At 65.5% G+C, this 24,302-nt stretch carries 25 protein-coding genes; 15 read left to right on the top strand and 10 right to left on the bottom strand.

The window, feature by feature from the left end; all coding sequences use genetic code 11:
* The first annotated feature begins 82 nt into the window (after window positions 1-82).
* The 11 genes from Q0743_RS31110 (at window position 83) to Q0743_RS31060 (ending at window position 9,856) form a co-directional block, all read left to right on the top strand.
* Window positions 83-853: an alpha/beta hydrolase gene (locus Q0743_RS31110; protein WP_298245240.1), complete on the top strand. Its 771-nt coding sequence runs from the start codon at window positions 83-85 to the stop codon at window positions 851-853.
* Window positions 854-1,062: 209 nt separating this feature from the next.
* Window positions 1,063-1,929, top strand: a complete 867-nt coding sequence (gene paaX, locus Q0743_RS31105) for a phenylacetic acid degradation operon negative regulatory protein PaaX (RefSeq protein WP_298245239.1) — start codon at window positions 1,063-1,065, stop codon at window positions 1,927-1,929.
* A gap of 76 nt (window positions 1,930-2,005) precedes the next feature.
* The gene (gene paaA, locus Q0743_RS31100) at window positions 2,006-2,998 is read left to right on the top strand and encodes a 1,2-phenylacetyl-CoA epoxidase subunit PaaA (protein ID WP_298245238.1); all 993 of its coding nucleotides are present in this window, start codon (window positions 2,006-2,008) and stop codon (window positions 2,996-2,998) included.
* A gap of 10 nt (window positions 2,999-3,008) precedes the next feature.
* Window positions 3,009-3,296, top strand: a complete 288-nt coding sequence (paaB, locus tag Q0743_RS31095) for a 1,2-phenylacetyl-CoA epoxidase subunit PaaB (RefSeq protein ID WP_063196222.1) — start codon at window positions 3,009-3,011, stop codon at window positions 3,294-3,296.
* Entirely contained in the window at window positions 3,296-4,072 is a 777-nt protein-coding gene (gene paaC / locus Q0743_RS31090; protein ID WP_298245237.1) for a 1,2-phenylacetyl-CoA epoxidase subunit PaaC, read from the top strand. Before paaB ends, paaC begins: the two co-directional genes overlap by 1 nt.
* The gene (paaD, locus tag Q0743_RS31085; protein ID WP_298245236.1) at window positions 4,066-4,569 is read left to right on the top strand and encodes a 1,2-phenylacetyl-CoA epoxidase subunit PaaD; all 504 of its coding nucleotides are present in this window, start codon (window positions 4,066-4,068) and stop codon (window positions 4,567-4,569) included. Before paaC ends, paaD begins: the two co-directional genes overlap by 7 nt.
* Before the next feature lie 136 nt (window positions 4,570-4,705).
* A complete protein-coding gene (gene paaE, locus Q0743_RS31080; RefSeq protein WP_298245235.1) occupies window positions 4,706-5,788 on the top strand; it encodes a 1,2-phenylacetyl-CoA epoxidase subunit PaaE in 1,083 nt (360 codons plus the stop codon).
* A gap of 101 nt (window positions 5,789-5,889) precedes the next feature.
* The gene (paaI, locus tag Q0743_RS31075; RefSeq protein WP_298245234.1) at window positions 5,890-6,339 is read left to right on the top strand and encodes a hydroxyphenylacetyl-CoA thioesterase PaaI; all 450 of its coding nucleotides are present in this window, start codon (window positions 5,890-5,892) and stop codon (window positions 6,337-6,339) included.
* 42 nt (window positions 6,340-6,381) lie between these two features.
* Window positions 6,382-7,710 carry a phenylacetate--CoA ligase PaaK gene (gene paaK, locus Q0743_RS31070; protein WP_298245233.1) on the top strand — a complete coding sequence of 443 codons (1,329 nt, stop codon included), beginning with the start codon at window positions 6,382-6,384 and terminating at the stop codon, window positions 7,708-7,710.
* An 80-nt stretch (window positions 7,711-7,790) separates the two neighbouring features.
* Window positions 7,791-8,795 (top strand): zinc-binding alcohol dehydrogenase family protein, encoded by a 1,005-nt coding sequence (locus Q0743_RS31065; RefSeq protein ID WP_298245232.1) that lies wholly within the window; start codon window positions 7,791-7,793, stop codon window positions 8,793-8,795.
* A gap of 2 nt (window positions 8,796-8,797) precedes the next feature.
* Window positions 8,798-9,856 carry a YeeE/YedE family protein gene (locus Q0743_RS31060; protein ID WP_298245231.1) on the top strand — a complete coding sequence of 353 codons (1,059 nt, stop codon included), beginning with the start codon at window positions 8,798-8,800 and terminating at the stop codon, window positions 9,854-9,856.
* On the opposite strand, the gene Q0743_RS31055 is transcribed toward Q0743_RS31060, so the two are convergent.
* Window positions 9,835-10,749: a DMT family transporter gene (locus tag Q0743_RS31055; RefSeq protein ID WP_298245230.1), complete on the bottom strand. Its 915-nt coding sequence runs from the start codon at window positions 10,747-10,749 to the stop codon at window positions 9,835-9,837. The genes Q0743_RS31060 and Q0743_RS31055 overlap by 22 nt on opposite strands.
* Window positions 10,750-10,849: 100 nt before the next feature.
* Between Q0743_RS31055 and Q0743_RS31050 the strand changes: the two genes are divergently transcribed.
* Window positions 10,850-12,280 carry a PLP-dependent aminotransferase family protein gene (locus Q0743_RS31050; protein ID WP_298245275.1) on the top strand — a complete coding sequence of 477 codons (1,431 nt, stop codon included), beginning with the start codon at window positions 10,850-10,852 and terminating at the stop codon, window positions 12,278-12,280.
* A 4-nt stretch (window positions 12,281-12,284) separates the two neighbouring features.
* On the opposite strand, the gene Q0743_RS31045 is transcribed toward Q0743_RS31050, so the two are convergent.
* The 5 genes from Q0743_RS31045 to Q0743_RS31025 are packed head-to-tail and all read right to left on the bottom strand — an operon-like array spanning window position 12,285 to window position 17,039.
* Window positions 12,285-13,508, bottom strand: coding sequence for a bifunctional alpha/beta hydrolase/OsmC family protein (locus Q0743_RS31045; RefSeq protein WP_298245229.1), 1,224 nt, complete (start codon window positions 13,506-13,508; stop codon window positions 12,285-12,287).
* A 24-nt stretch (window positions 13,509-13,532) separates the two neighbouring features.
* The gene (locus Q0743_RS31040; protein ID WP_298245228.1) at window positions 13,533-14,195 is read right to left on the bottom strand and encodes a sulfite oxidase-like oxidoreductase; all 663 of its coding nucleotides are present in this window, start codon (window positions 14,193-14,195) and stop codon (window positions 13,533-13,535) included.
* A gap of 3 nt (window positions 14,196-14,198) precedes the next feature.
* Window positions 14,199-15,521: an MFS transporter gene (locus Q0743_RS31035; RefSeq protein ID WP_298245227.1), complete on the bottom strand. Its 1,323-nt coding sequence runs from the start codon at window positions 15,519-15,521 to the stop codon at window positions 14,199-14,201.
* Window positions 15,522-15,551: 30 nt separating this feature from the next.
* The gene (locus Q0743_RS31030) at window positions 15,552-16,772 is read right to left on the bottom strand and encodes a cytochrome P450 (RefSeq protein WP_298245226.1); all 1,221 of its coding nucleotides are present in this window, start codon (window positions 16,770-16,772) and stop codon (window positions 15,552-15,554) included.
* 57 nt (window positions 16,773-16,829) lie between these two features.
* Entirely contained in the window at window positions 16,830-17,039 is a 210-nt protein-coding gene (locus tag Q0743_RS31025; protein ID WP_100181354.1) for a ferredoxin, read from the bottom strand.
* Window positions 17,040-17,196: 157 nt separating this feature from the next.
* Between Q0743_RS31025 and Q0743_RS31020 the strand changes: the two genes are divergently transcribed.
* The gene (locus Q0743_RS31020; protein WP_298245274.1) at window positions 17,197-17,826 is read left to right on the top strand and encodes a TetR/AcrR family transcriptional regulator; all 630 of its coding nucleotides are present in this window, start codon (window positions 17,197-17,199) and stop codon (window positions 17,824-17,826) included.
* A 14-nt stretch (window positions 17,827-17,840) separates the two neighbouring features.
* Here the strand turns inward: Q0743_RS31020 and Q0743_RS31015 are convergent, their stop codons facing one another.
* The 4 genes from Q0743_RS31015 to Q0743_RS31000 form a co-directional block, all read right to left on the bottom strand.
* On the bottom strand, window positions 17,841-18,479 hold the full coding sequence (locus tag Q0743_RS31015; RefSeq protein ID WP_298245225.1) for an aspartate/glutamate racemase family protein: 639 nt from the start codon (window positions 18,477-18,479) through the stop codon (window positions 17,841-17,843).
* Between the two features lie 155 nt (window positions 18,480-18,634).
* Window positions 18,635-19,648 carry an amino acid ABC transporter substrate-binding protein gene (locus Q0743_RS31010; protein ID WP_298245224.1) on the bottom strand — a complete coding sequence of 338 codons (1,014 nt, stop codon included), beginning with the start codon at window positions 19,646-19,648 and terminating at the stop codon, window positions 18,635-18,637.
* Window positions 19,649-19,660: 12 nt separating this feature from the next.
* Window positions 19,661-21,010, bottom strand: a complete 1,350-nt coding sequence (locus tag Q0743_RS31005) for an aspartate aminotransferase family protein (protein ID WP_298245223.1) — start codon at window positions 21,008-21,010, stop codon at window positions 19,661-19,663.
* A 3-nt stretch (window positions 21,011-21,013) separates the two neighbouring features.
* Window positions 21,014-21,886 carry a MurR/RpiR family transcriptional regulator gene (locus tag Q0743_RS31000; protein ID WP_298245222.1) on the bottom strand — a complete coding sequence of 291 codons (873 nt, stop codon included), beginning with the start codon at window positions 21,884-21,886 and terminating at the stop codon, window positions 21,014-21,016.
* An 89-nt stretch (window positions 21,887-21,975) separates the two neighbouring features.
* Here Q0743_RS31000 and Q0743_RS30995 point away from each other — a divergent pair, with 89 nt between their 5' ends.
* Window positions 21,976-23,160: an ABC transporter permease subunit gene (locus Q0743_RS30995; protein WP_298245221.1), complete on the top strand. Its 1,185-nt coding sequence runs from the start codon at window positions 21,976-21,978 to the stop codon at window positions 23,158-23,160.
* A gap of 2 nt (window positions 23,161-23,162) precedes the next feature.
* Window positions 23,163-24,269 carry an amino acid ABC transporter permease gene (locus Q0743_RS30990; RefSeq protein WP_298245220.1) on the top strand — a complete coding sequence of 369 codons (1,107 nt, stop codon included), beginning with the start codon at window positions 23,163-23,165 and terminating at the stop codon, window positions 24,267-24,269.
* Window positions 24,270-24,302 lie beyond the last annotated feature (33 nt).

Below are 24,302 nucleotides of genomic sequence, written 5' to 3'. Positions count from 1 at the left end.
GCCGGCGTATTGGAATTCATGCCCATTCCCGGCATCGCCGCCGGCGTCTTCTTTCCAAGAGAAACATTCAAGGGAAACATTGATGACCGTTACTGCCCAGACGCTGCGTCCGCCGTCCCGTACCCTGATGTTTCTGGAAGGGCGCGCGATCCACGAGTTCGGTGCCTTTCTCGGCGCGCTGCCGCTGCTGAGCTTGGCGCCGCGCGGCGATGGGCATCCGGTGCTGGTGCTGCCGGGCCTCGTGGCCTCCGATGCGTCCACGCGCGCGCTGCGCACATTCCTGACCAGCAAGGGCTACGCCGTGAGCGGCTGGCGGCAGGGCCGCAATTACGGCCTGCGCGACGGCGTGCAGCACGCGATGGTGGACCTGGTCCAGGAGCTCGGCGACACCCATGGCCGCAAGATCAGTCTGGTGGGCTGGAGCCTGGGCGGCCTCTATGCGCGCCAGCTCGCCAAGATGATGCCCGAGCGCGTGCGCCAGGTGATCACGCTCGGCAGCCCGTTTGCGGGCGACCCCCGTTCGACCAATGCCTGGCGGGTCTATGAATGGGCGAGCGGACGGAAGTCCGATGAGGTCGATCCGCGGTTCGGCGGCGATCTTGCCGCTCCTCCGCCGGTGCCGACCACCGCCATCTTCAGCCGCACCGACGGCGTTTGCGCCTGGCAGGGCTGCATGGAGAAGACCGGCGCGCAGACCGAGAGCATCGAGGTCGAGAGCAGCCATTGCGGCATGGGTCATCATCCCGCCGTGGTCTATGCGGTCGCCGATCGCCTCGCGCAGAAGGAAGGCCAGTGGCGCCCGTTCGACCGCAGCGGCTGGCGTAGCCTGGCCTATCCCGATCCGCATCGGTAAGCTCTTCCTTCGCCTCTCCCCGCGTGCGGGGAGAGGCCGACACGCGAAGCGTGGCGGGTGAGGGGGGCTCTCCGCGAGTCCAACTCTCACCGAATGCGCGGAGGCTCCCCCTCATCCCGACCTTCTCCCCGCAAGCGTGGAGAAGGAGAAGAGACGACCGTCGTTTCCATCCATTGTCGCGCCCGCACCAAACGCGCTAAGCCTGCCGCATGGCGCATCCGCTCTCCCGCATCATCGACCAGCTCAAGCGCGAGCCTTCCCGCACCGGCTCCATCGTCATCACGGTGTTCGGCGATGCCATCGTGCCCCGCGGCGGTGTGGTGTGGCTCGGCACGCTGCTGGAATTCTTCGAAAGCCTTGATATCGACAGCGGCGTGGTGCGGACCGCGATGTCGCGGCTTGCAGCCGATGGCTGGCTGACGCGCGAGAAGGTCGGCCGCAACAGTTTCTATCGGCTGGCCGACAAAGGGCGCCAGACCTTCGAGGCTGCGACGCGCCACATCTACGATCCGCCGCCGTCCGACTGGACCGGGCGCTTCGAGCTGCTCCTGATCGGCAATGGCGAGGACCGCGACGCTTCGCGCGAAGCGCTGCGCAACGCCGGTTTCGGCAGTCCGCTGCCGGGCGTCTGGGTCGCGCCGTCGGGTGTGCCGGTGCCGGATGAAGCCGCGGGCGCGATCCGCCTCGAAGTCTCGGCCGAGGACGACAGCGGCCGCCGTCTGCTCAGCGCGAGCTGGCCGCTGCAGCGCACCGCGGATGCCTATCTCAAATTCATGAAGACGTTCGAGCCGCTGCGCGCCGCGATTGCGCGTGGGGCGGATCTGTCCGAGGCCGAGGCCTTCACCGCGCGAATCCTCCTGATCCACCATTACCGCCGCGTCGTCCTGCGCGATCCGCTGCTGCCTGAAGGCCTGTTGCCGGCGGACTGGCCGGGCAGGGCGGCGCGTGAGCTCTGCGGCCAGATCTATCGCGCGCTGCTCGCGCCGTCGGAGCAATGGCTTGATGGTCACGGAACCAATGAAAAAGGGCCGTTGCCGCCCGCGCGAAAGCTGCTGGAACGGAGGTTCGGCGCCTGATCTTTATGTTACAGAAATATCTTGCATGAAGTAATTTTTGTTATATATTGCCTCCCAATAAATCGGGAGGATGCGCATGTATACCCAGGCGCTGAACACGGCCGAGGCCGACGACCGCGGTCTCGAGGACGCCGCCGAGGCTGCGCAATTCCAGGCCCGGATCGATGCCGAGGAGCGCATCGAGCCGAACGACTGGATGCCGGCGGCCTATCGCAAGACGCTCACCCGCCAGATCTCCCAGCACGCCCACTCCGAAATCGTCGGCATGCTGCCGGAAGGCAACTGGATCACGCGCGCGCCGACGCTGCGCCGCAAGGCCGCGCTGCTCGCCAAGGTGCAGGACGAGTGCGGTCATGGCCTCTATCTCTACGCCGCCGCCGAGACGCTCGGCTCCTCGCGCGAGGAGCTGGTCGACGCCATGCTCGCGGGCAAGGCGAAGTATTCCTCGATCTTCAACTATCCGACGCTGACCTGGGCCGACATCGGCACCATCGGCTGGCTGGTCGATGGCGCGGCGATCATGAACCAGATTCCGCTGTGCCGCTGCTCATACGGGCCCTACGCGCGCGCGATGATCCGGGTGTGCAAGGAGGAGTCGTTCCACCAGCGCCAGGGCTACGAGATCATGCTGACGCTGTGCCGCGGCTCGGACGAGCAGAAGGCGATGGCGCAGGATGCGCTGAACCGCTGGTGGTGGCCGGTATTGATGATGTTCGGTCCGCCCGATGCGACCAGCCAGCACAGCGACGCCTCGACGAAGTGGAAGATCAAGCGCTTCTCCAATGACGAGCTGCGCCAGAAGTTCGTCGATGCCACCGTGCCGCAGGCGCAATATCTCGGCCTCACCATTCCCGATCCCGGCATGACGCAGGATGCCGACGGTCATTGGCGCTACAGCGAAATCGACTGGACCGAGTTCAAGCAGGTGCTCGCCGGCAACGGCCCGTGCAACCGCGACCGCATGGCCGCGCGCCGCAAGGCCCATGCGGAGGGCGCCTGGGTGCGCGAGGCGGCCGCAGCCTATGCGGCGAAGCGCGCGCAGCGTCAGACCGCGCAAGCTGCGGAATAGGGAGTTCGAGATGGCCACGCCGAATACACCGCTGTGGGAAGTCTTCATTCGCAGCCGGAACGGTCTCGCGCACAAGCATGTGGGATCGCTGCATGCGAGCGACGCCACCATGGCCCTGCAGGCCGCCCGCGACATCTACACCCGCCGCGGCGAAGGCCTGTCGATCTGGGTCGTGCCGTCGAGCGCGATCACGGCGAGCGACCCCGCCGAGAAGGCCATGATGTTCGAGCCGGCGGAATCGAAGATCTACCGGCATCCGACCTTCTACGAAGTGCCCGAGGAAGTGGGGCACATGTGATGGCGACCGCGAACATCGAGGTCTCCGAAACGCCGCTGGTGCTCTACGCGCTGCGCCGCGCCGACGACGCGCTGATCCTGGGCCACCGGCTGTCGGAATGGTGCGGGCACGCGCCGATGCTGGAAGAGGACATGGCGCTTTCCAACATCGCGCTCGACCTGATCGGCCAGGCACGTGAACTCTACAGCTACGCCGCCAAGGCCGAAGGCGGGGATAACGACGAGGACAAGCTCGCTTACTTGCGCGACGTCAGGCAGTACCGCAATCTGCTGCTGGTCGAGCAGCCCAACGGAGATTTCGCCCAGACGCTGGTGCGGCAGTTCTTCTATTCCGCCTTCGCCGACCTCCACTGGCGCGCCATGATGAGCTCGCGCGATACGACGCTGGCCGCGATTGCCGCCAAGTCGGAGAAGGAGAGCGCCTATCATCTGCGCCACGCCTCGGAGTGGCTCATCCGGCTCGGCGACGGCACCGAGGAGAGCCACACGCGCGCGCAAGCTGCGATCGATCACCTCTGGGCCTTCACCGGCGAGATGTTTGCCGTCGACGACGGCGAGCGCGCGCTGATCCATGCCGGAATCGCTGTCGACCCCGGGCCCTTGCGCGGTCGCTGGTTGCAGACGCTGTCCGACGTCGCACACGAGGCCACGCTGATCCTGCCGCAGAACGACTGGATGCAGCAGGGCGGCCGCGCGGGCCGGCACAGCGAGCATCTTGGTCATCTCCTGTCCGAGCTGCAATCGATGCAGCGCACCTTTCCGGGGCTGACATGGTGACGGTGCTAGACCGCGACAGCGAGTTGCGCCGGCGCGCCTGGGATGCCGCCGCGAGCGTGGTCGATCCGGAGATCCCGGTCCTGACCATCGCCGATCTTGGCGTGCTCCGTGAGGTCGTGCTGGCCGGCGACCATGTCGAGGTTGCGATCACGCCGACCTATTCCGGTTGCCCGGCGATGAACATGATCGCACTGGAGATCGAGCTGGCGCTGGAGCGCGCCGGTTTTGCTCGTCCAAAAGTCCGCACCGTGCTCTCGCCGGCCTGGACTACCGACTGGATGAGCGAGGAGGGCCGGCAAAAGCTGCGCGCCTACGGCATCGCGCCGCCGCAGGCGTCGAGCTCACGCCGCGCGCTGTTCGGCGAACAAGCCGTGGCGTGCCCGCAATGCGGCTCTGAAAATACCGAACTGCTCTCCGAATTCGGCTCGACCTCCTGTAAGGCGCTGTGGCGTTGCAAGTCCTGCCGCGAACCTTTTGACTATTTCAAGTGTCATTGAGCGCACACGTGCCAACTCCATCATCATTGCGAGCGAAGCGAAGCAATCCAGATTACCTCCGCGGAGACAGTCTGGATTGCTTCGTCGCAAGGGCTCCTCGCAATGACGGCAGTGAGACCGAGCTAGGATATTTCTGATGTCAGCAGCCGCACCCCGCTTCCATCGCCTGGCCGTCAACGATCTCCGCCGCGAGGCGGCTGACGCCGTTTCGATGACTTTCGCCATTCCGGGCGAACTCGCCCGCGACTATGCCTTCACGCCCGGCCAGTACCTGACGCTCCGCACCACGCTCGACGGAGAAGAGGTGCGCCGCTCCTATTCGATCTGTTCCGGCCCGCAGGATGGCGAGATCCGCATCGCCGTGAAGAAGGTCGATGGCGGCGCGTTTTCGAATTGGGCCGCCGAAGACCTCAGATGCGGCGACGAACTCGACGTGATGACGCCGACCGGACGCTTCGGCGTGGTTCCACCCGCCGATGCAGGCCGTATCCATGTCGGCTTCGCCGCAGGCTCCGGCATCACGCCGATCCTGTCGATCGTGAAGGGCGTGCTCGCGCGCGAGCCGGAGAGCCGCTTCTTCCTGTTCTACGGCAACCGCACCACCGACAACATCATGTTCCTCGAAGCGCTGGAGGAGCTGAAGGACCGCTTCATCGATCGCCTCTCGATCTTTCACGTCATCTCCGGCGAGGACCAGGACATCCCGATCCTGCATGGCCGGCTCGACGGCGACAAGGTGAGGGTGCTGCTGCGCTCGCTGGTGCCGGCGGGAAGTGTCGATCATGTCTACATCTGTGGTCCTCTTGGCATGAGCGAGGATATCGAGACGACCTGCCGCGAGCTCGGCATCACGGAAGACCGCATTCATGTCGAGCGTTTCGTCTCCGAATTCGGCGGCAAGCCGCGGCCGAAGAAAGCGGTTGCACCCGATGCGCCGCCGAAGGCGATCGCCTCGCTGATCATCGACGGCAAGCGCCGCGACGTGCCGGTCGCCGAAGACGAGGCCATCCTCGATGCCGCGCTGCGCGCCGGCGTCGATCTGCCGTTCGCCTGTAAGGGCGGCATGTGCTCGACCTGCCGCGCCAAGCTGGTCGAGGGCGAGGCGCCGATGGACATCAATTATTCGCTGGAGCCTTGGGAACTGAAGGCGGGCTTTGTCCTGACCTGCCAGGCCAAGCCGTCGTCGGAGCGCGTCGTGGTCGATTATGACCATGTCTGATCGGGCGTATCAGGGCCCGAGAATGCAAATGCGTCGCATTATTTGACAGTCTTGGCCAACCAGCAGAACATCATGTGCAAGCATTTGACCGGGAGAGGCGCGTGAACCTCAAAGCTGCTTTGTCGCCTGACGATGTTGCCCGCGCTTGCACTGAGGCGATGTGGGCGGAGGACGATGCGTCCAAGGGGCTCGGCATGGAGATCGTCGAGGTCGGCCCGGGCTATGCGACGCTGGCAATGACGGTGCGGCCGGACATGGTCAACGGCCAGCGCATCGCCCATGGCGGCTTCATCTTCACGCTGGCCGATTCCGCCTTTGCGTTCGCGTGCAACTCGCACAATGACCGCGTTGTTGCCGCGCAGGGCCAGATCACCTTCATCAGGCCCGGCAAGCTCGGTGATCGCCTCGTTGCGAAAGCGCGCGAGATCACGCGCGGCGGACGCTCCGGCATCTATGACGTGCGCGTCACCGCCGGCGATGTCGTCATCGCGGAATTCCGCGGGCACTCGCGCGTCATTCCCGGCACATGGTTGCCGGCGCGGGACGAATAACCAACCAAGAAAAGAACCAATCAATGTTGTGGGGAAGCGAGGATGGCTTTGACGAGGCTCAAGGAAAGCGGCTTCTATAACGCCGAGATGGACGCGCATGAGCGCGCCTCGCGTGACGAGATCATGACGCTGCAGAAGCAGCGGCTGGCCTGGTCGCTGAAGCACGCCTATGACAATGTCGCGCATTATCGCAAGGCGTTCGACAAGGCCGGCGTGCATCCGTCCGATTTTCGCGAGCTCGCGGATCTCGCGAAATTTCCGTTCACGGTGAAAACGGATTTGCGCGACAACTATCCCTTCAACATGTTCGCCGTGCCGCGCGAGAAGCTGGTGCGCGTGCACGCCTCCTCTGGCACGACCGGCAAGCCGATCGTGGTCGGATATACGCAAAGAGACATCGACACCTGGTCGGAGGTGATGGCGCGCTCGATCCGCGCCGCCGGCGGCCGCACCGGCATGATCATTCACAATGCCTATGGCTATGGTCTCTTCACCGGCGGTCTCGGCGTGCACTACGGCGCCGAGAAGCTGGGGTGCACGGTGGTGCCGATCTCCGGCGGCATGACCGAGCGGCAGGTCCAGCTCATCAACGACTTCCGGCCCGATATCATCACGGTGACGCCCAGCTACATGCTGGCGATCCTCGACGAGTTCAAGCGCCAGAAGCTCGACCCTCGTGAATGCTCGCTCAAGGTCGGCATCTTCGGCGCCGAGCCCTGGACCAATGCCATGCGCGGCGAGATCGAGGACGCCTTCGACATGGATGCGACCGACATCTATGGCCTGTCAGAGGTGATCGGCCCGGGCGTCGCGCAGGAATGCATCGAGACCAAGGACGGCCTCCACATCTGGGAGGACCATTTCTACCCCGAGGTGATCGACCCCGAGACCGGCGCGGTGCTGCCTGACGGTGAGAAGGGCGAGCTGGTCTTCACCTCGCTGACCAAGGAAGCCTTTCCGGTGATCCGCTATCGCACCCGCGACCTGACGCGGCTGTTGCCTGGCACGGCACGGCCGGGCATGCGTCGCATGGAAAAGGTGACCGGGCGCTCGGACGACATGATCATCCTGCGCGGCGTCAACCTGTTCCCGACCCAGATCGAGGAAGTGCTGCTCGCGACCGACTGGTGCGGCGGTCACTTCATCCTGGAGCTGACCCGCGAGGGCCGCATGGACGAGCTGACCATCATCGCCGAGGCGCGGTCGGAAAGCTGGGACGGGAGGGGCCTCATCGACCACGCCGACCGGATCTCGACCCACATCAAGAACACGATCGGGATCAGCTCGAAGGTTCAGATCGTGCCCCCTGACACGCTGGAACGCTCGCTCGGCAAGGCCAAGCGGCTCTACGACAAGCGGCCAAAGGACTAGCCTTTAGCCCCCATGAGCCGGGCGGTTGACTTGACCGGCCCCAGAGGCGACAAGGCCCGCGAGAAATCGCGGGTCTTTTCATGTCGCCAGCTGATGCCAAATCCCTCGAAGCGCGCTGCGTACGCCTCAATGCCAAGGCCGAGAACGCCGCCGCGCTTGCGCCGTTGGTCGAGCGCCATACGCTCACGCGCGGGCCGAACGATCTCCTGATCGAGGTGAAGGCTGCGGCCGTCAACCCATCCGACGTGAAGGCCGCGACGGGGCTGATGCCTTATGCCGTGTTCCCCCGTACCCCGGGTCGCGATTATGCCGGCGTCGTCATCGACGGGCCGGCTGGCACGGTCGGCCGCGAGGTGTTCGGCTCCTCCGGCGATCTCGGCATCCGCCGCGACGGCACCCATGCCAGCCATCTCGTGGTCGAGGCCGATGCCGCGGTGGAGAAGCCGAAGACGGTGTCGTGGGAGGAGGCTGCCGGCATCGGCGTGCCTTTCGTCACCGCGATGGAAGGCTTTCGCCGCGCAGGCTTGCCGAAGCCCGGCGACACCGTGCTGGTGTTCGGCGTCAACGGCAAGGTCGGCCAGGCCGCGGTCCAGATCGCGACATGGCAGGGCGCAAGCGTCATCGGCGTGGTGCGCAAGGCAGAGGCCTACGAAGGTCACAGCAACGCGCCGGTTGAGGTGATCGATGCCTCCGCGGTCGACGTTGCGGTGCGCGTTCGCGAGTTGACCGGTGGCAAAGGTGCCGACATCGTCTTCAATACGGTCGGCGATCCCTATTTCCAGGCCGCGCACAAGTCGCTCGCGTTGCGCGGCCGCCAGATCCTGATTGCCGCGATCGACCGTATCGTGCAGTTCAACATCCTCGAATTCTACCGGGGACAGCACACCTATGTCGGCATCGATACGCTCGGCCTGTCCTCGACGGCGACAGGCGCGGTGCTGCGCGACCTCGGCCCGGGCTTTGCGAGCAGTCACCTGAAGCCGTTTCCGATCAAGGCAAATGCCGTCTATCCGCTGGAGAGTGCCAAAGCGGCTTATGTCGCCGTCGCCGGCTCTTCGCGGGATCGCGTGATCCTCAAGCCGTAATCATGGAATCGCCCGCACAATTCGTCATCCTGGCAGGCCTCGTCATTGGCTTGACCTATGGCGCGGTCGGCCTTCTCAGCGGCTTCTGCCTGATGAGCAGCATGCGCGGCTGGCTGGCCGAGGGAGACGGGCGGCTGGTGCGGACCTATGCGCTGGCAATCGCGGTTGCGATCGCCGCGAGCCAGTTCCTCGCGGGCAACGGCATGGTCGACCTCGGCAAGACGATCTATCTGCAGCCGTCATTCTCGGTGCCGGTGCTGTTTCTCGGCGGCCTGCTGTTCGGTTACGGCATGGTGCTGTCGAACGGCTGCGGCTCGCGCGCACTGGTGCTGCTCGGGCGCGGCAATCTGCGTTCCTTCGTCGTCGTGATCGTGTTGGCCATCGCCGCGCAGATGACGCTCAAGGGCCTGATCGCGCCGGCGCGCATCGCGCTGGTTCAGGCCTCGCAAACCACGGTCAACGCGAACTCGCTGCCGTCCTTGCTGGCGACGCTCGGTCTGGGGGACGCACTGTCGCGGGCGCTTGCTGCCGCGGCGATAGCGGTCGCGCTGGTCCTGTTCGCTTTCGCGCATCCGGCCTTCCGTCGCTCACCCGGCCAGATCGCCGCGGGGATCAGCATCGGTCTCCTCGTTGCTGCCGGCTGGTACGCCACCGGTTATCTCGGCGCCGACGACTTCAATCCGGTTCCCGTGACCTCGCTCACCTTCATCGCGCCGATTGCGGACGCGCTGCAATACGCCATGCTCTCCACCGGCCTGTCGCTGAACTTCGGCATCGCGACGGTTGCCGGCGTCTTCGCCGGCAGCCTCATCACCGCGCTCGCTACCGGCCGCTTCAAGCTGGAGGGCTATTCCTCGCCGCGCCACATGCTGCGCTCGGGCAGCGGTGCCGCGCTGATGGGAATCGGCGGCGTCATGGCGTTCGGCTGCTCGATCGGGCAGGGGCTTACGGGCATGTCGACGCTCGCGCTGGGCTCGTTCGTCGCGCTCGCCGGCATTCTGCTCGGCACGACGGCGGGCCTGCGCGGCGTGCTGCGCGTTCAGCCGCTCGCGGCCGCCTGACGGCGCAGCAGCCGGTCTCCCAGTGTCGCAAGGCCGATGCCGCTGACGATCAGCACTGCTGCGATGGCAAGGCTCAAGTCGATGGGCTCCCCGAGCAGGATCGCCGCGCTGGCAATGCCGACGAGCGGCGTTCCCGTGGTGCCGAGCGCCGTCGTCAGGGCCGAGATGCTCTTGTTGACCATCGACATTGCCCAATAGGCCAGCGCCGACCCGATCAGCCCGGAATACAGGAACAGCATCACGAGCCGCGGCGACCATCCCGTGTGCGGCAGGCCCTCGACGAGCAGCGCGCTGACAGTCAGTACGATGGTTGCGACGAGCACCTGCCAGATCAGAAGCTGGAGCGGCGAGGCGATCCAGCGATGCGCGCGGATATAGATGATGTTCGCCGCCCAGGAGATCGCAGCCAGGATGACCATGCCGGCGCCGAGCACGACGTTGGTGTCGGTCCAGTCGATCGAGGCGGGGTTCAGGATCACGGCAAGCCCGACCAGCCCGAGCAGGGCGCCGGCAAGCTTTGGTGCCGTCAGCGTTTCCTTCCCCAGCAGCGGCGCAGCGATCGCGACCCAGAGCGGCGTGGTGTAGCCGAGCACGATGGCCTTGCTCGCCGGCAGGAAGCGCACGCCGGCCGCGACAAGGACCGAGAATATCGTCATGTGGAGCAGCGCCACGCTGAGGACCACCGGAATGTCGCGCCGCTCCGGGATCACCAGATTGTTGCTCAGTCCGAGGATCATGAACAATCCGGCCAGCGCGATCCAGCTCCGGATCGCCGACGTCCATAGCGGCGGAAGGAGCTGGACAAGCTGCTTCGTCACCGACCAGTTCACGCCCCAGGCCAGCACGACGATCAGGAACAGGCCGACGGCCGCGCGGGGGGAGAGAGCGTTCATCGCAGAATCCTTGAAGCAATGCAGCCTGCGAGATAGCATCCTGGCTGGCACCTGAAAAAGTGCCAGATTGGAGAGGAATAGGGTGCCAGTTTCGGACGACATGATCTCGGCGCTGATCGATCTGAAGCGGAGCGACGACGAGGGATTGGCGGCCCAACTGACGGGCCAACTCCGAAACCTGATCGCGAGCGGCCGTCTCGGCAAAGGCCGCGTGCTGCCGTCGAGCCGCCGGCTTGCAGAAGATCTGGGCGTATCGCGCAATACGGTCACTTATGCTTTCGAGCAGCTCGCCGCGGAAGGATATCTCGCGGCATCGCATGGTCGCCGTCCGGTGGTGATGGTCGACGGCGGCGGACACGGTGATGGTGCGGCGGTCGCCAAATCCACCGCGCGTTCCGCAAGGCCGACGTTCTCCCCATGGGCTACGAGGCTCAAGCAGGCGGATTGGCCGCTGTCTTATCAGGCGCCGTTCAGGCCGTTGCGTCCGGGACATGGCGACGCACGAGAGTTCCCGAACGAAGTCTGGGCGCGCTGCCTGCGTCGCAGTGCGGTGCTCGCGGCCCGGCGTGAGATTGGTCCGGTCAACCGCCCACGCCTCTGCGAGGCGCTGGCACACTACCTCGCGACCAGCAGGGGCGTTCGCGCCACGGTCGATCAGATCCTGATCCTGCCCAGCGCGCAGGCCGCGCTGACATTGATTGCGGCCGTGCTGATCGTGCCCGGCGACGAGGTCGGGGTCGAGGATCCCGGCTATCCCGGTGCGGCGGCCGCGTTCCGTGCCTCCGGGGCGAGCGTGACGGGCATGCGGCTGGACGAGCAGGGCATGCAGTGGACATCGGGAATGAGCGCGCCAAAGCTCATCTTCATGACGCCGTCGCATCAGCACCCGACGGGACGATTGATGTCGCTGGCGCGCCGCACCGAGTTCCTCAGGGCAAGCCGACCCGGCAAGACCTGGATCGTCGAGGACGATTACGACGGCGAATTCCACTATGACAGCCGGCCCGTGCCAGCGTTGCAGGGCTTGGACACCCATGGCCGCGTGTTCTACGTCGGGACATTTTCGAAAGCGATGACCTCGGATCTCCGGCTCGGCTATCTCGTCGTACCGCCGGCGCTGGTCGGCACGTTTGAGATTGCACAGCGCCACATCGGAATGATCGCTTCGAGCCACATCCAGGAAGCGCTGGCCGCGTTTATCGCCGATGGGCATTTCCTCGCGCATCTGCGCCGGGTGCGCCGGCTCTATCACGCGCGCCGGGATCATCTCGTGGACGGACTGCAGCGTCACCTCGGTGAGGTGCTCACGGCTGAAGTGCCTTCAGGCGGCATCCAGCTCGTGGCGCGTCTCAATCGCGGCCGCGCCGACCAGGCGGCGGTCAAGCGGCTCATCGAGGCGGGAGTGGTGACGCGTGCCCTGTCGAGCCTGGCGCTGAACAACCCGCAAGATCACGGCCTGCTGCTCGGCTTTGCGGCCTGGCGCGAGAGCGAGATCAGCGCGGCGCTGCGGACCATGGCCGCGTGCTTCTAGTCTGCTAGTCCACGGCCTTCGTCACGATGCGGATCTCCGACGTCAGGGTCCGGTGCACCGGGCACTTGTCCGCGATCTCCATCAGCTTCTTGCGCTGCTCGGCATCGAGTGCGCCGTCGATCGTGATGTCGCGTTCGATCTGGTCGAGCATGCCCTCGCGCGTCTCGCACTCCGCACAGTCCTTGGCGTAGATCTTGGAATGCTTCAGCGTGACGGTGACGCGGTCGAGCGGCAGCGATTTGCGGTCGGCATAGAGACGCATGGTCATGGAGGTGCAGGCCCCGAGGCCAGCCAGCAGGAAGTCGTATGGGCCCGGCCCTGCATCCTCTCCACCGGCCGCGACCGGCTCGTCCGCGACGAGGTGATGGGGGCCGACGGTGATGAGCTGATTGAACTTGCTCTTGCGGGTCTCTTGCACCACGACCTTCCGCGGCTCCTCCGGGAGGTCCATCGTCTTCGCGGGGGGCGCCGTGTCGATGTAGCGGCTAACCCAGGCTGCAATCACGTCGGCCGCATAGAGCGCATCGGCTGGTTTGGTCAGCAAATGATCGGCATGGTCGAGCGAGACGAAGCTTTTGGGGTGCTTCGCGGCAACGAAGATCTTCGTTGCATTGTCGATCCCGACGGTGTCGTCGACGGGGGACTGCAGGATCAGCAGCGCCTTGTGAAGACCGGTGATGTCCTTCATCAGCTCGTGCTCGGCGACATCGTCGACGAATTCGCGCCTGATCCGAAACGGACGGCCCGCAAGCGACACCTCGACCTCGCCTTGCGCGCGGATGTTGTCGAGATGCTCCTTGAACAGGCCCGTGACGTGTGCGGGATCGGATGGCGCCGCGATGGTCACGACGGCGCGTGCTTCGGGAATCTGGCCGGCTGCAGCAAGGATCGCGGCGCCGCCGAGGCTGTGGCCGATCAGCAGGGACGGCGCTTTCCGGATCTGGCGCAGATGGTCCGCTGCGCGGACGAGATCGGCGACGTTGGAGGAGAACGTCGAATTGGCGAAATCGCCTTCACTCGATCCAAGCCCGGTGAAATCGAAGCGCAGCACCGCAATGCCCTTGGTGGCGAGCGCGACCGCAATGCGCTTGGCCGCCAGCGCATCCTTGCCGCAGGTGAAGCAATGCGCGAACAGCGCGTAGGCCGCGGGCTCGCCGTCCGGCAACTCCAGCGCGGCCGCGAGCTGATGGCCGCCTTCGCCTGTGAACTGAAAGCGTTCCGTGGGCATGGGGTTCCCCCGTTCTGTTGAACTCTAATCGTTCGAATAGCGCTGCTCGGCCCAGGGATCGCCGCGGTTATGATAGCCGCGGACCTCCCAGAAGCCCGGCGCGTCCTCGGTGAGGAATTCGATGGCTTGGAGCCATTTGGCACTCTTCCAGAAATACAGATGCGGCACGACCAGCCGCACCGGGCCGCCATGCTCTTCGGTCAGCGGCTGGCCGGACCAGCTATGGGCGAGCAGCGCATCTTCTGCGGCAAAGTCTTCCAGCGCGAGATTGGTGGTATAGCCGTCATAGGAATGCAGCGTCACGAAGCGCGCATCCTCGCGTGGCTGGCAGGCTGCGAGCAGCTCGCGCGTGGCGAGCCCTTCCCATTCGTTGTCGTAACGCGACCAGGTCGTCACGCAATGGATGTCAGAGGTGAACCGGGCCTGCTTCTGCGCCGTGAATTCGGCAAAGGTCCAGAACACGGGGGTCTCGACCGCGCCGTAGACGTCGAGGCGCCAGCGCTCGCGCGATATCGGCGGCAGGACGCCGAGGTCGAGCACGGGCCAGTCCTTGGTGAGGTGCTGACCGGGCGGCAGGCGCTGATCTTCCGGCCGCGTGACCTTGCCGGTGAGAAAGCGGCCCTCGCGCGCCCATTTCTGCTTGGTGCGGGTCAGCTTGCTGTCGGGCGGCTCGTTGTCGTCGGACATTGGCTACTCGTGGCGGTGCATGGCGGAGGCGTGCTTGGTGTCGCGCATGGTGGAATAGATGATCAGCGACAGACAGATGATTCCGGCGAGATAATAGTAGAACCAGTCTTCGTGCCCGATGCTCTTGAAGTAGAGCGCGATCGCCGGAGCGGTGCCGCCGAAGATCGAGACCGTGATCGCATAGGGCAGGCCGACGCCGAGCGCGCGGACGTTGGTCGGAAACAGCTCGGCTTTCACCACGGCGTTGATCGAGGTGTAGCCGGCGACGAACAGCCAGGCGCAGCAGATCAGGATGAACGCGACGAAGGGCGATTTGGTCTCCTTCAGCGTCATCAACAGTGGTACGGTTGCGAGCGTGCCGGCGACGCCGAAGAAGATCAGCAGCGGCTTGCGCCCGATCTTGTCGGAGAGGGCGCCATAGATCGGCTGCAGGATGGTCGCAAAGATCAAGGTGCCGAAGATCACCAGGGTGGTCTGGTCCTCGGTCAAGCCGACCGAAAGCTTGACGAAAGTCTGCATGTAGGTGGTGAAGGTGTAGAATGCGGCAGTGCCGCCCGCGGTGAGGCCGACCACCAGCAGCAACTCGCGCGGATAGCGCAGCAGATTGGCGATCGAGCCAGTCGGCTTCACGACCTTCTTGGCTTCCTCGAACGCCTCGGTCTCGTGCAAGCCACGCCGCATCACCGCGGCAAAGATCGCAAGCGCCGCGCCGATGGCGAACGGGATGCGCCAGCCCCAGGCCTTCAGCTCTTCCGGGGTGAGGAAGACCTTTTGCAGGAGCAGCAGCACGATGATCGCAGTGAGCTGGCCGCCGATCAAGGTGACGTATTGGAAGCTGGAATAGAAGCCGCGGTGCTTGGGATCGGCGACTTCGCTGAGATAGGTGGCGCTGGCGCCATATTCGCCGCCGAGGCTGAGGCCCTCGATAATGCGTGCAAGGGCGAGGATCACCGGCGCGGCGAACCCGATCGTTGCATAAGTCGGCGTCAGCGCGATGATCAGCGAACCGAAGCACATGAAGACCACGGAAAGCGTCAGCGAGATGCGTCGGCCGAAATGGTCGGCGAGATAGCCGAAGAACCAGCCGCCCAGGGGGCGCATCAGGAAGGTCGCCGCGAAAACGACGGCGACGTTCAATTGCTGGACGACAGGGTCGGTGCCGGGGAAGAAGGCGGGGGCGAAATAGAGCGCGAAGGCCGTGTAGGCGTAGAAGTCGTACCACTCGACGAGATTGCCGATCGAGCCGATGAAGATCGCCTTGATCCGGCGCTTGGCATCGGCGAGGTCGATGTGGTCAGGGGCCGGGTGGGTTGCTTGCTCAGTCACGTCCGGCCCTTCGTCGCTGTTTGGAAAGGCCTACATCGCCTTTCCCAGCAGAAATGGCAACTGGCGAGGGCCCCGCACCGTGCCCTGCGACCAGGTCACCGTGCCTGCCGGATCGAGCCGGAAGTCCGGAATGCGCTTCAGCCATTCCTCCAGCGCAACCTGCATCTCCATGCGCGCGAGATTGGAACCCACGCAGCGATGGATGCCGAGGCCGAAAGCGGCATGGCGGTTCTCCCGACGATCAATCACGACTTTGTCAGCGTCCGGAAACATCTTGGGATCGCGATTGGCGGCCGGGAAGGACAGCAACACCATGTTGCCCGCCTTGACCGGGCAGCCCGAGATCGCGGTGTCCTTGACGACCTCGCGGGCCATCGTCACCGGCGAATAGGCGCGCAGCAGTTCCTCCACCGCGTTCGGGATCAGGTTCGGTTCGGCGATCAGCCGCTCGCGGTCGGCCGGGACTTTTGCCAGATGCCAGAGCGAGGACCCGATCGCGCTCCAGGTGGTGTCGATGCCGGCGATCAGGAGCAGGCGTAGCGAGCCCAGCACATGGGACTCTTCCAGCGGCTGGCCCTCCTTGTCCTTGGCGTTCATCAGATAGGAGATGAGATCGTCGGTCGGCCTGGTCTTGCGTTCCTCGATATGCGTGCTGAAATAGGCGCTCATTTCCTGCACGGCCTGGAGCAGCTTGGTCTCGTCCTTGATGCCGAGCTCGAGGATCATGTGGATCCAGTTGATGAAGAGATCGCTGTCGCTCTCGGGAATGCCGAGCATGTGCGCGATCGCCCGAACCGGGATGTACTTGCTGTAGCGCGAGGCGGCGTCGACCTTGCCGTCGGCGATGAAGCCGTCGATCAGCTCGTTGCAGATCGCGCGCATCCGCGGCTCCAGCTTCTTCATCGCGTCCGGCGTGAACGGCGGCAACAGGAGCTGCTTGGCCGGCTTGTGCACGGGCGGGTCGGAAGTGATCGGCGGGGCGGCGTTCCTCGCGATCTCCGGCCGTACGTCGCGCACGATGATGCGGCGCGAGGAGAAATGCTCGGTATCGTTGGCGATCTCACGCACGGCATCGTAGGTCGTCGGCATGTAGCAGCCGAGGAAGCGTTCGGTATGCACGACCGGGCTTGCAGCGCGTAGCTCGTCCCAGATCGGAAATGGATCTTCCGTCCACTGCGGATCAGTGTGGTCGAAATCGTTGACCCAGTCGATGACGGGCGGATGGGCGACAGGCTGGCTGACGTCGGACATGTCGGGGAATCCCTTGGCTCGTGTTCGGTGATAGGATGCGGGGCGGCGGAGGCCGCGCTACTCCTCGATCACATCGATTGCGATTTCCGGGCAGTTGGATTTGGCAAGCCAGGCCTTGTCTTCGAGCCCGGGCGGGACCGTGCCGTCGCCGGCTTCGTGTGCGTTGCCGAATTCGTCGAGCTCGAAAAGCTCCGGCGCGAGTGCTTTGCAGCGCGCGTGGCCCTGGCATTTGTCGGGATCAACGTGAACCCTCAGTCGCTCGGTCATGGCGGCATCCTCGGTCGTGTGCGCGCGGAGCCCACGGGGCGGCGCGTTCCTCATGTCAATTTTATCTGCGGCATTTGCCACAGGCCTTAAGTTATATGCTATTACATTCGCGCCGGCCTTCCCCTGTCAAGGGCAAACTTGTAGGCTCGACTGCGACATGCGCTCACAACTCGCCCGCAAGCCCGCGAACACCTACCACCATGGCGATCTTCGCGATGCTCTGATCAAGGCCGCGCTGCGCGAGGCGGAGCAGGGTGGTGCCGAGGCGATCAGCATCAAGGCGTTGGCGAAGCAGCTCGGCGTGTCGCAGCCGGCGCCTTATCGTCACTTTGCGGATCGGGAGGCTCTGCTCGCGGCGGCAACGGCGGAGGCGTTCCGGCAGTTCAATGTGATCTTGCGGGAGGCGATGGCAAAGCCGACGAAGCAATCGAAGTTGTCGCTTCTGGCTCAGGCGACACTGGAGTTCGGCCTGCGCCGCAACGGCATCTATCGCTTGATGTTTGCGTCCCGCACCGTCTCTTGCGCCGTCAAGGGCAACGAGCTGTACGCGGCCACGCGGGAAACCTTTTCGCTGGTGATCGAAGCGCTGGAGGCGCCGGCCATCGGCTATTTGCGCGAACGGCAAGCGCTCAAAATCTGGGCGGCACTGCATGGGGTGGTGATGCTGGCCGAGCAGGGCCTGTTCACCGGCGAGGCCGCGCACGCCACGCGCGAGGAATTGGTCGAGGATTTCGTCAACGAGACCAAAGCCGCGCTCACGGCCGCGATCAGGGCGACGCGACGCTAGACAAAGCCCGGTGCCTAAGCCGTCGCTTTCAACAGCATCATGAGCTTGTCGACGGCGCTGTCCGGCGTGGTCACGACGGGACGTCCGGTGGCCTCCGCGACCAGCGGCGCGGTCGCCGCGATGCTGAACTGGGCCAGCGCGATGACATCGCAATCGTGCAGGTCCTTGGACGCTTCAACGATCAGCCGGTCGTGCGTGGCGCGGTCGCCTCGGTCGAGCGCCGCCAGGGCGCCCTCGGCAAGCTTCGGCACGATCTGGACCGAGGCCGGGAATTCCGGCGGCATCGACACCAGCGTCGGCGGGAAGGTCGAGAGCAGGCCGATGCGCTTGCCCATCGTCACCGCGCGCTCGATCATGGCCTCATTCGGCTTCAGCACCGGCATCGGCGCATGCGCGCGCGCGACCGCCTCGATGCAGGGGCCGAAAGCCGAGCAGGTGAACAGAATTCCGTTCGCGCCTGTCGCCGCAGCATAATCGCCGAGCGCCAGGAAGCGCTCGGTCATGACGTCGTTGAGCGTGCCGTCGCGGGCCAGATCCGCCGACAGGCTGTCATCGAGCAGGTTCATCAACCGCGCCTGTGGCCAGGCCTTGGCAAACGCCGCTTCGATCGGAGCGATGGAGTGCTTGAGGGCGTGGATCAGGGCGATGCGCATGGGATGTCTCGTCTCCCTCGCCCCGCTTGCGGGGAAAGGGTCGGGGTGAGGGGGAGTCTCCGCGGGGACGGTGAGAGTTGGACTCGCGGAGAGCCCCCCTTCACCCGACCGCTGCGCTGTCGACCTCTCCCCGCAGGCGGGGAGAGGTGAACTCCTTACTTGAACGGCACGGCGTACATCAAGCCGCCCTTGCTCCAGAGGCCGTTGAGGCCGCGATCGAGCTTGAGCGGGCTCGCCTTGCCGACATTGCGCTCGTAGATCTCGCCGTAATTGCCGGTGGCCTTGATCGCAGTCACCAGCCATTTGTTGTCGAGCCCAAGCCGCGAGCCGAGGTCGCCGGAGGCACCGAGCAGGCGCTGGATCGCGGGTACCTGCGACTTCGCCATCTCTTCGACGTTGCCTTGCGTGACGCCGAGCTCCTCGGCCTCGATCAGGCCGTAATGCAGCCAGGTGATGATGTCGCTCCAGACCTCGTCGCCGTTGCGGGTGAAGGGTCCGAGCGGCTCCTTGCTGATGGTCTGCGGCAGCACGACGTAGTCGGCCGGGTTCGGCGCCGCAGTGGTCACGGCGCCGGCGAGCGCGGAGGCGTCCTGGGTCATGGCATCGCAGCGGCCGCCGAAGAAGGTCTGGTACATGGTGTCGACGCGGTCGAACACCAGCGGCTTCCAGTCGATGCCATTGGCGCGGCCGTAATCGCCGAGCGTGACCTCGTGCGTGGTGCCCTGAGCCACGCAGACGGTGGCGCCCTTGAGGTCCTTGATGTCCTTGACGCCCAGATCCTTCTTCACGACGAAGCCCTGGCCGTCGTAGAAATTGATCGGGCCTTGCCGCAAGCCCAGCGTCACGCCGCGCAAGTACGTCTGCGTCGAGTTGCGGTAAAGCACGTCGATCTCGCCCGACTGCAGCGCGGTGAAGCGGTTCTGCGCCGTCAGGGAGACGTAGCGCACCTTGTTGGGATCGCCGAGCACGCCGGCTGCGAGCGCGCGACAATAATCGACGTCGAGACCCTTGTAATTGCCTTGCGAGTCCGGCGCCGAGAAGCCGGCAAAGCCGGCGCTGACGCCGCACACCAGCGTGCCGCGGCTCTTCACCGTGTCGAGCGTCGCTGCGGATGCGACGACCGTCGATGCAGCGAGCACGCCCGCCGCGATAACCACTTTCCTCATCATGCTACTCTCCCCTCAGTGATTGACACTACGCAACACGTTGTCGACGGCCGTGCCGAGCTTGTCGACGATCAGGTCGATCTCGTCGGCGGAGGCGATATAGGGCGGCGCCAGCAGCACGTGGTCGCCGCGCACGCCGTCCACGGTGCCGCCGCCGGGATAGCAGCCGAGTCCATTGGCGAAGGCCTCCGCCTTGATCCTCTGGTTCAGCTTCAGCGCGGGATCGAACGAAGTGCGGCTGGCGCGATCCTCGACCAGCTCGATCGCCCAGAACAGGCCGCGGCCCCTGATGTCGCCGACATGGCGATGATTGCCGAAGCGCTCGGTCAGCCGCTGCTCGAGCTGCTTGCCGCGCTCCTTCACGCGGTCGAGCAGGCGATCCTCCCGGATCACATCCTGCACCGCGAGCGCGGCCGCGCAGGCGAGGGGATGGGCCAGGTAAGTATGCCCGTGCTGGAAGGCGCCCGAACCGGCGCGGATGGTATCGATGATCTTGCCGCTGGCGAGCATTGCACCGATCGGCTGGTAGCCGCCGCCGAGCCCCTTTGCGATGGCCTGGATGTCGGGCGCGATGCCTTCCTGCTCCCAGGCATGCGTGGTGCCGGTGCGCCCCATGCCGCACATGACCTCGTCGAGGATGAGCAGGGCGCCGTGCCGGTCGCAGATCTCACGCACCGCCTTGAAGTAGCCGTCCGGCGCGGTCACCGCGCCCGCGGTGGCGCCGACGACAGGCTCGGCGAGGAACGCTGCGACCGTGTTCGGACCAAGCCGCTGGAATTCGGCCTCGAGCTCCGCGGCCAGCCGCGCCACGAATTGCGCATCGGACTCGCCGTCATGCTTCTCGTGATAGGCGAAGGCCGGCGTGACGTGGCTGAAGGCGGCCGAGAGCAGCGGCGCGTAAGGCGCGCGTCGCCAGGCGTTGCCGCCGGCGGCGAGGGCGCCAAGCGTGTTGCCGTGATAGCTCTGCCGCCGCGCGATGAAATGCTGCCGCTGGGGTTCGCCGCGCTCGATGAAATATTGCCGCGCCAGCTTGATACTGGCTTCGATCGCTTCCGATCCGCCGCTGACGAAATAGGCGTAGGCGAGGCCGCCGGGCTCATGGCCGACCAGCGTCTCGGCGAGGGCTTCGGCGGGCTCCGACGAGAAGAAGGCGGTGTGCGCATAGGCCAGCGTCGAGGCTTGCTTGGCCATCGCGGCGATCACGCGGGGATGCTGGTGGCCGAGGCAGGAGACGGCCGCGCCGCCGGAAGCGTCGATCACGCGCCGTCCGTCCTCGGCGAAGAGATAGACGCCTTCGCCGCCGATCGCCTTGGGCGGCGTTTCGCGGAGCGAGCGGTGCAGCACGCGGCTGGTGCGGGCGGCCATGGGTCAACCTTTCTCTGGGACGTAGATGGAGGCAGCGATGAGCCGCGCCTCGGTATTTTCCAGGCGCTTCTTCGCAGCGGCGCCGCCGAGCGAGAACGTCACGGCCGCCAGCGACTGCGCAATTGCGACCGCGCCGGTGAGGCTCGGGAAGAATCCAGGAGACGACGCCGCCTCGAACAGCAGCACGTGGTCGGCGCCCTCGGCCATAGGTGCCGAGAGGCTGTCCGCGATCGCGATCAGCGTCGCGCCGCTGCGGTGAGCGGCCTGTGCGACGCGGACGCTCGCATGGGTGTAGGGCAGGAAGCCGATGACGATGACGGCCTCGCCGGGCCTGATAGCGCCGAGGTCGAGATCGTCGGGGCCTGACGTTCCGACAAGCTGCACCTGTTCGGGACGGAACAGCCGCAGCTCGTAGTTCAAGAGCTCCGCAACGCTGCGGCAGCTGCGATAGCCCGCGATCCAGATCCGCTTGGCCTGATGCAGCGCACGGGCCGCCTCCGCGATCGGCTGGGCCGGGATTCGCGGAAGGCCGGCGGCCTCGGCCTCCAGCTTGTCGGTGACGAGCGCGACATCGGAATTCGGACCGGGCCGACGGCCTCTGGCGCGGCCGGAGAAGGGCGAGGTCTGCGACGGCCGCCGCGCTTCGGTCAGCGCCGCGCGCAATTCGTCCCAGCCCGAATAGCCGATCGCCTTGGCGAGGCGGGTGAAGGCGGCGGGATCGGCGCCGGCTTCGGCGGCGAGGTCGCGCATCGAACGGGTGGTGGCGTCGTAGTCGTTGGCGGCGACGAAGCGGCCGACTTCCTGCAGCCGCATCGGGAGCGATGGCAATGCAATGCGCAGTTCGCTCAGCGGCGAGGATTTCGCGGGCTCGACCATGAAACATTTGTTGCATGAATTTTAGATCGGTGCAACAGTTGACGTGCGCTGCCGGAAGTCGTCGCTCCCTTGAGAAGGATTCTTGCGCTGTGACCACGGACGCTCGGAGACCGCCGCCGCGCCGCATGTTCGGCACATGGGGGCGCCGCGAACTGCAAGGCCTGTTCTGGCAGGTGCTGGTGGTCGGGATCGCGCTCGCGGTCGTCGGCTTCCTCTGGTCCAACACCGTCACCAACCTCTCGGCCCGCCGCATCACGACCGGCTTTGCCTTTCTCGGCCGCGAGGCCGGCATGCCGATCGCCGACAGCCTGCTCGCCTATAACCCGAGAGACAGCTACCTCTGGGCTTTCGTCGTCGGCGTCGCCAACACCTTGCGCGTCGCCGTGATCGGGATCGTGCTCGCGACCATCCTGGGCACGCTGATCGGCATCTCGCGCCTGTCCGCTAACTGGCTGCTGTCGCGCCTCGCCGCGGTCTATGTCGAGACGCTCCGCGACATCCCGCTGCTGCTTCAACTCCTGTTCTGGTACGTGCTGATGCAGGCGTTGCCGGCCGCGCGCGCGGCGTGGCGGCCGGTTGAGGGCGTGTTCCTGTCCAATCGCGGCCTGATCCTGCCGGCCATTCCGATCGGCCCGTTGCAGCTTTGGGTGCTCGGTACCGCCGTGCTCGGATGCGCCCTGTTCTATCTCGTCAGGCGAGGGCTCGTGGTGCAGCAGATGCGCGACGGCAAGCCGCGGCCGGCGTGGCCGTTTGCGCTCGGGCTCATCGTCGTGCTGCCGGCGGCCCTTTCATTGGTGCTCCGTGTGCCCTGGACGATCGAATGGCCGGAGTTGCGCGGCTTCAATTTCGTCGGCGGGCTGACGCTCGCCCCGGAATACTTCGCGCTGCTGATCGCGCTCGTCACCTACACCTCGGCGTTCATTGCCGAGATCGTGCGGAGCGGCATCCAGTCGGTGCCGCGCGGCCAATGGGACGCCGCCAACGCGCTCGGTCTCCGCCGCAGCTTCATGCTGCGGCAGATCATCCTGCCTCAGGCGCTGCGCGTGATCGTGCCGCCGATGACGAGCCAGTATCTCAACCTGACCAAGAACTCCTCGCTCGCGGTCGCGATCGGCTACCAGGATGTGGTCTCGATCGCCAACACCACGTTGAACCAGACCGGGCAGGCGATCGAGGCGATTGCGCTGATCATGGCGGTGTTCCTGACCATCAGCCTGTCCATCAGCTTCTTCATGAACTGGTACAATGCGCGCATCGCGCTGGCGGAGCGCTGAGCATGACCGCAATTACCGACATCCCCGATGCGCCCCGCGCCGCTCGCCGCCCGCAAATGGGCAATCCGGTGTCGCGGTGGCTGCGCAGCAATTTGTTCTCGTCGATCCCGAACGGCATCGTCACGGTCGTGCTGCTGGCGCTGCTCGCCAAGGGCCTCTTCAGCTTTGTCCAGTGGGGCATCGCCAACGCCGTCTGGCTGACCCCGGCAAACGACTCCAGTGCCTGCCGCGCGGTCCGCGGTGTCGGCGCCTGCTGGGCCATCATTCCGGAAAAGTACCGCTTCATCCTGTTCGGCACCTACCCGTTCGACGAGCAGTGGCGGCCGGCGCTTTCGGTGCTGCTGTTCATCGCGCTGTTCTATCTGTCGACCCGCCGCGCCTTGTGGCGGCGCGAGCTCGTCTTCCTCTGGATCGGCGCGCTCGCGCTGATCAGCGTGCTGATGTGGGGCGGGGTGTTTGGGCTCTCCTTCGTGTCGCAGGATCGCTGGGGCGGCTTGCCGGTGACGCTGATCCTGGCCACGTTCGGGCTCGCATTCGGCTTTCCGCTCGGCATCCTCGTCGCACTCGGCCGGCGCTCGAAGCTGCCGGCGATCCGCTCGCTGAGCGTACTCTATGTCGAGCTGATCCGCGGTGTGCCGCTGGTGAGCCTGCTGTTCATGGCGAGCGTGATGTTCCCGCTGTTCATGCCGAGCGGATTCAACATCGACAAGCTGCTGCGCGCGCAGATCGCGATCATCCTGTTCGCGGGCGCCTATCTCGCCGAGGTCATCCGCGGCGGCCTTCAGGCCGTGCCGCGCGGGCAGTATGAAGCCGCTGACGCGCTCGGGCTGTCCTACTGGCGCAAGCACCGTCTGATCGTCCTGCCGCAGGCGATCCGCCACGTGATCCCGCCGCTGGTCAACACCTTCATCGCCTTCTTCAAGGACACCAGCCTCGTCCTCATCATCGGTATCTTCGACCTGCTGACGACGGCGAAGACCGCGATCATCGATCCGGCCTGGCAGCAATTTTCGGTCGAGGTCTACATCTTCGTCGCGGCGATCTACTTCGTGTTCTGCTTCGCAATGTCGCGCTATAGCCGCAGCCTGGAAGCCACCAGCGCGAGGTGAGAGCCTCGTGTCCCGGACAAGGTGCAGCGCATT

The organism is uncultured Bradyrhizobium sp., from assembly GCF_936943645.1.
Taxonomy (GTDB): Bacteria; Pseudomonadota; Alphaproteobacteria; order Rhizobiales; family Xanthobacteraceae; genus Bradyrhizobium.
The sequence above is the reverse complement of the archived record's forward strand: the minus strand, read 5'-3'. Positions and strand labels throughout refer to the sequence as shown.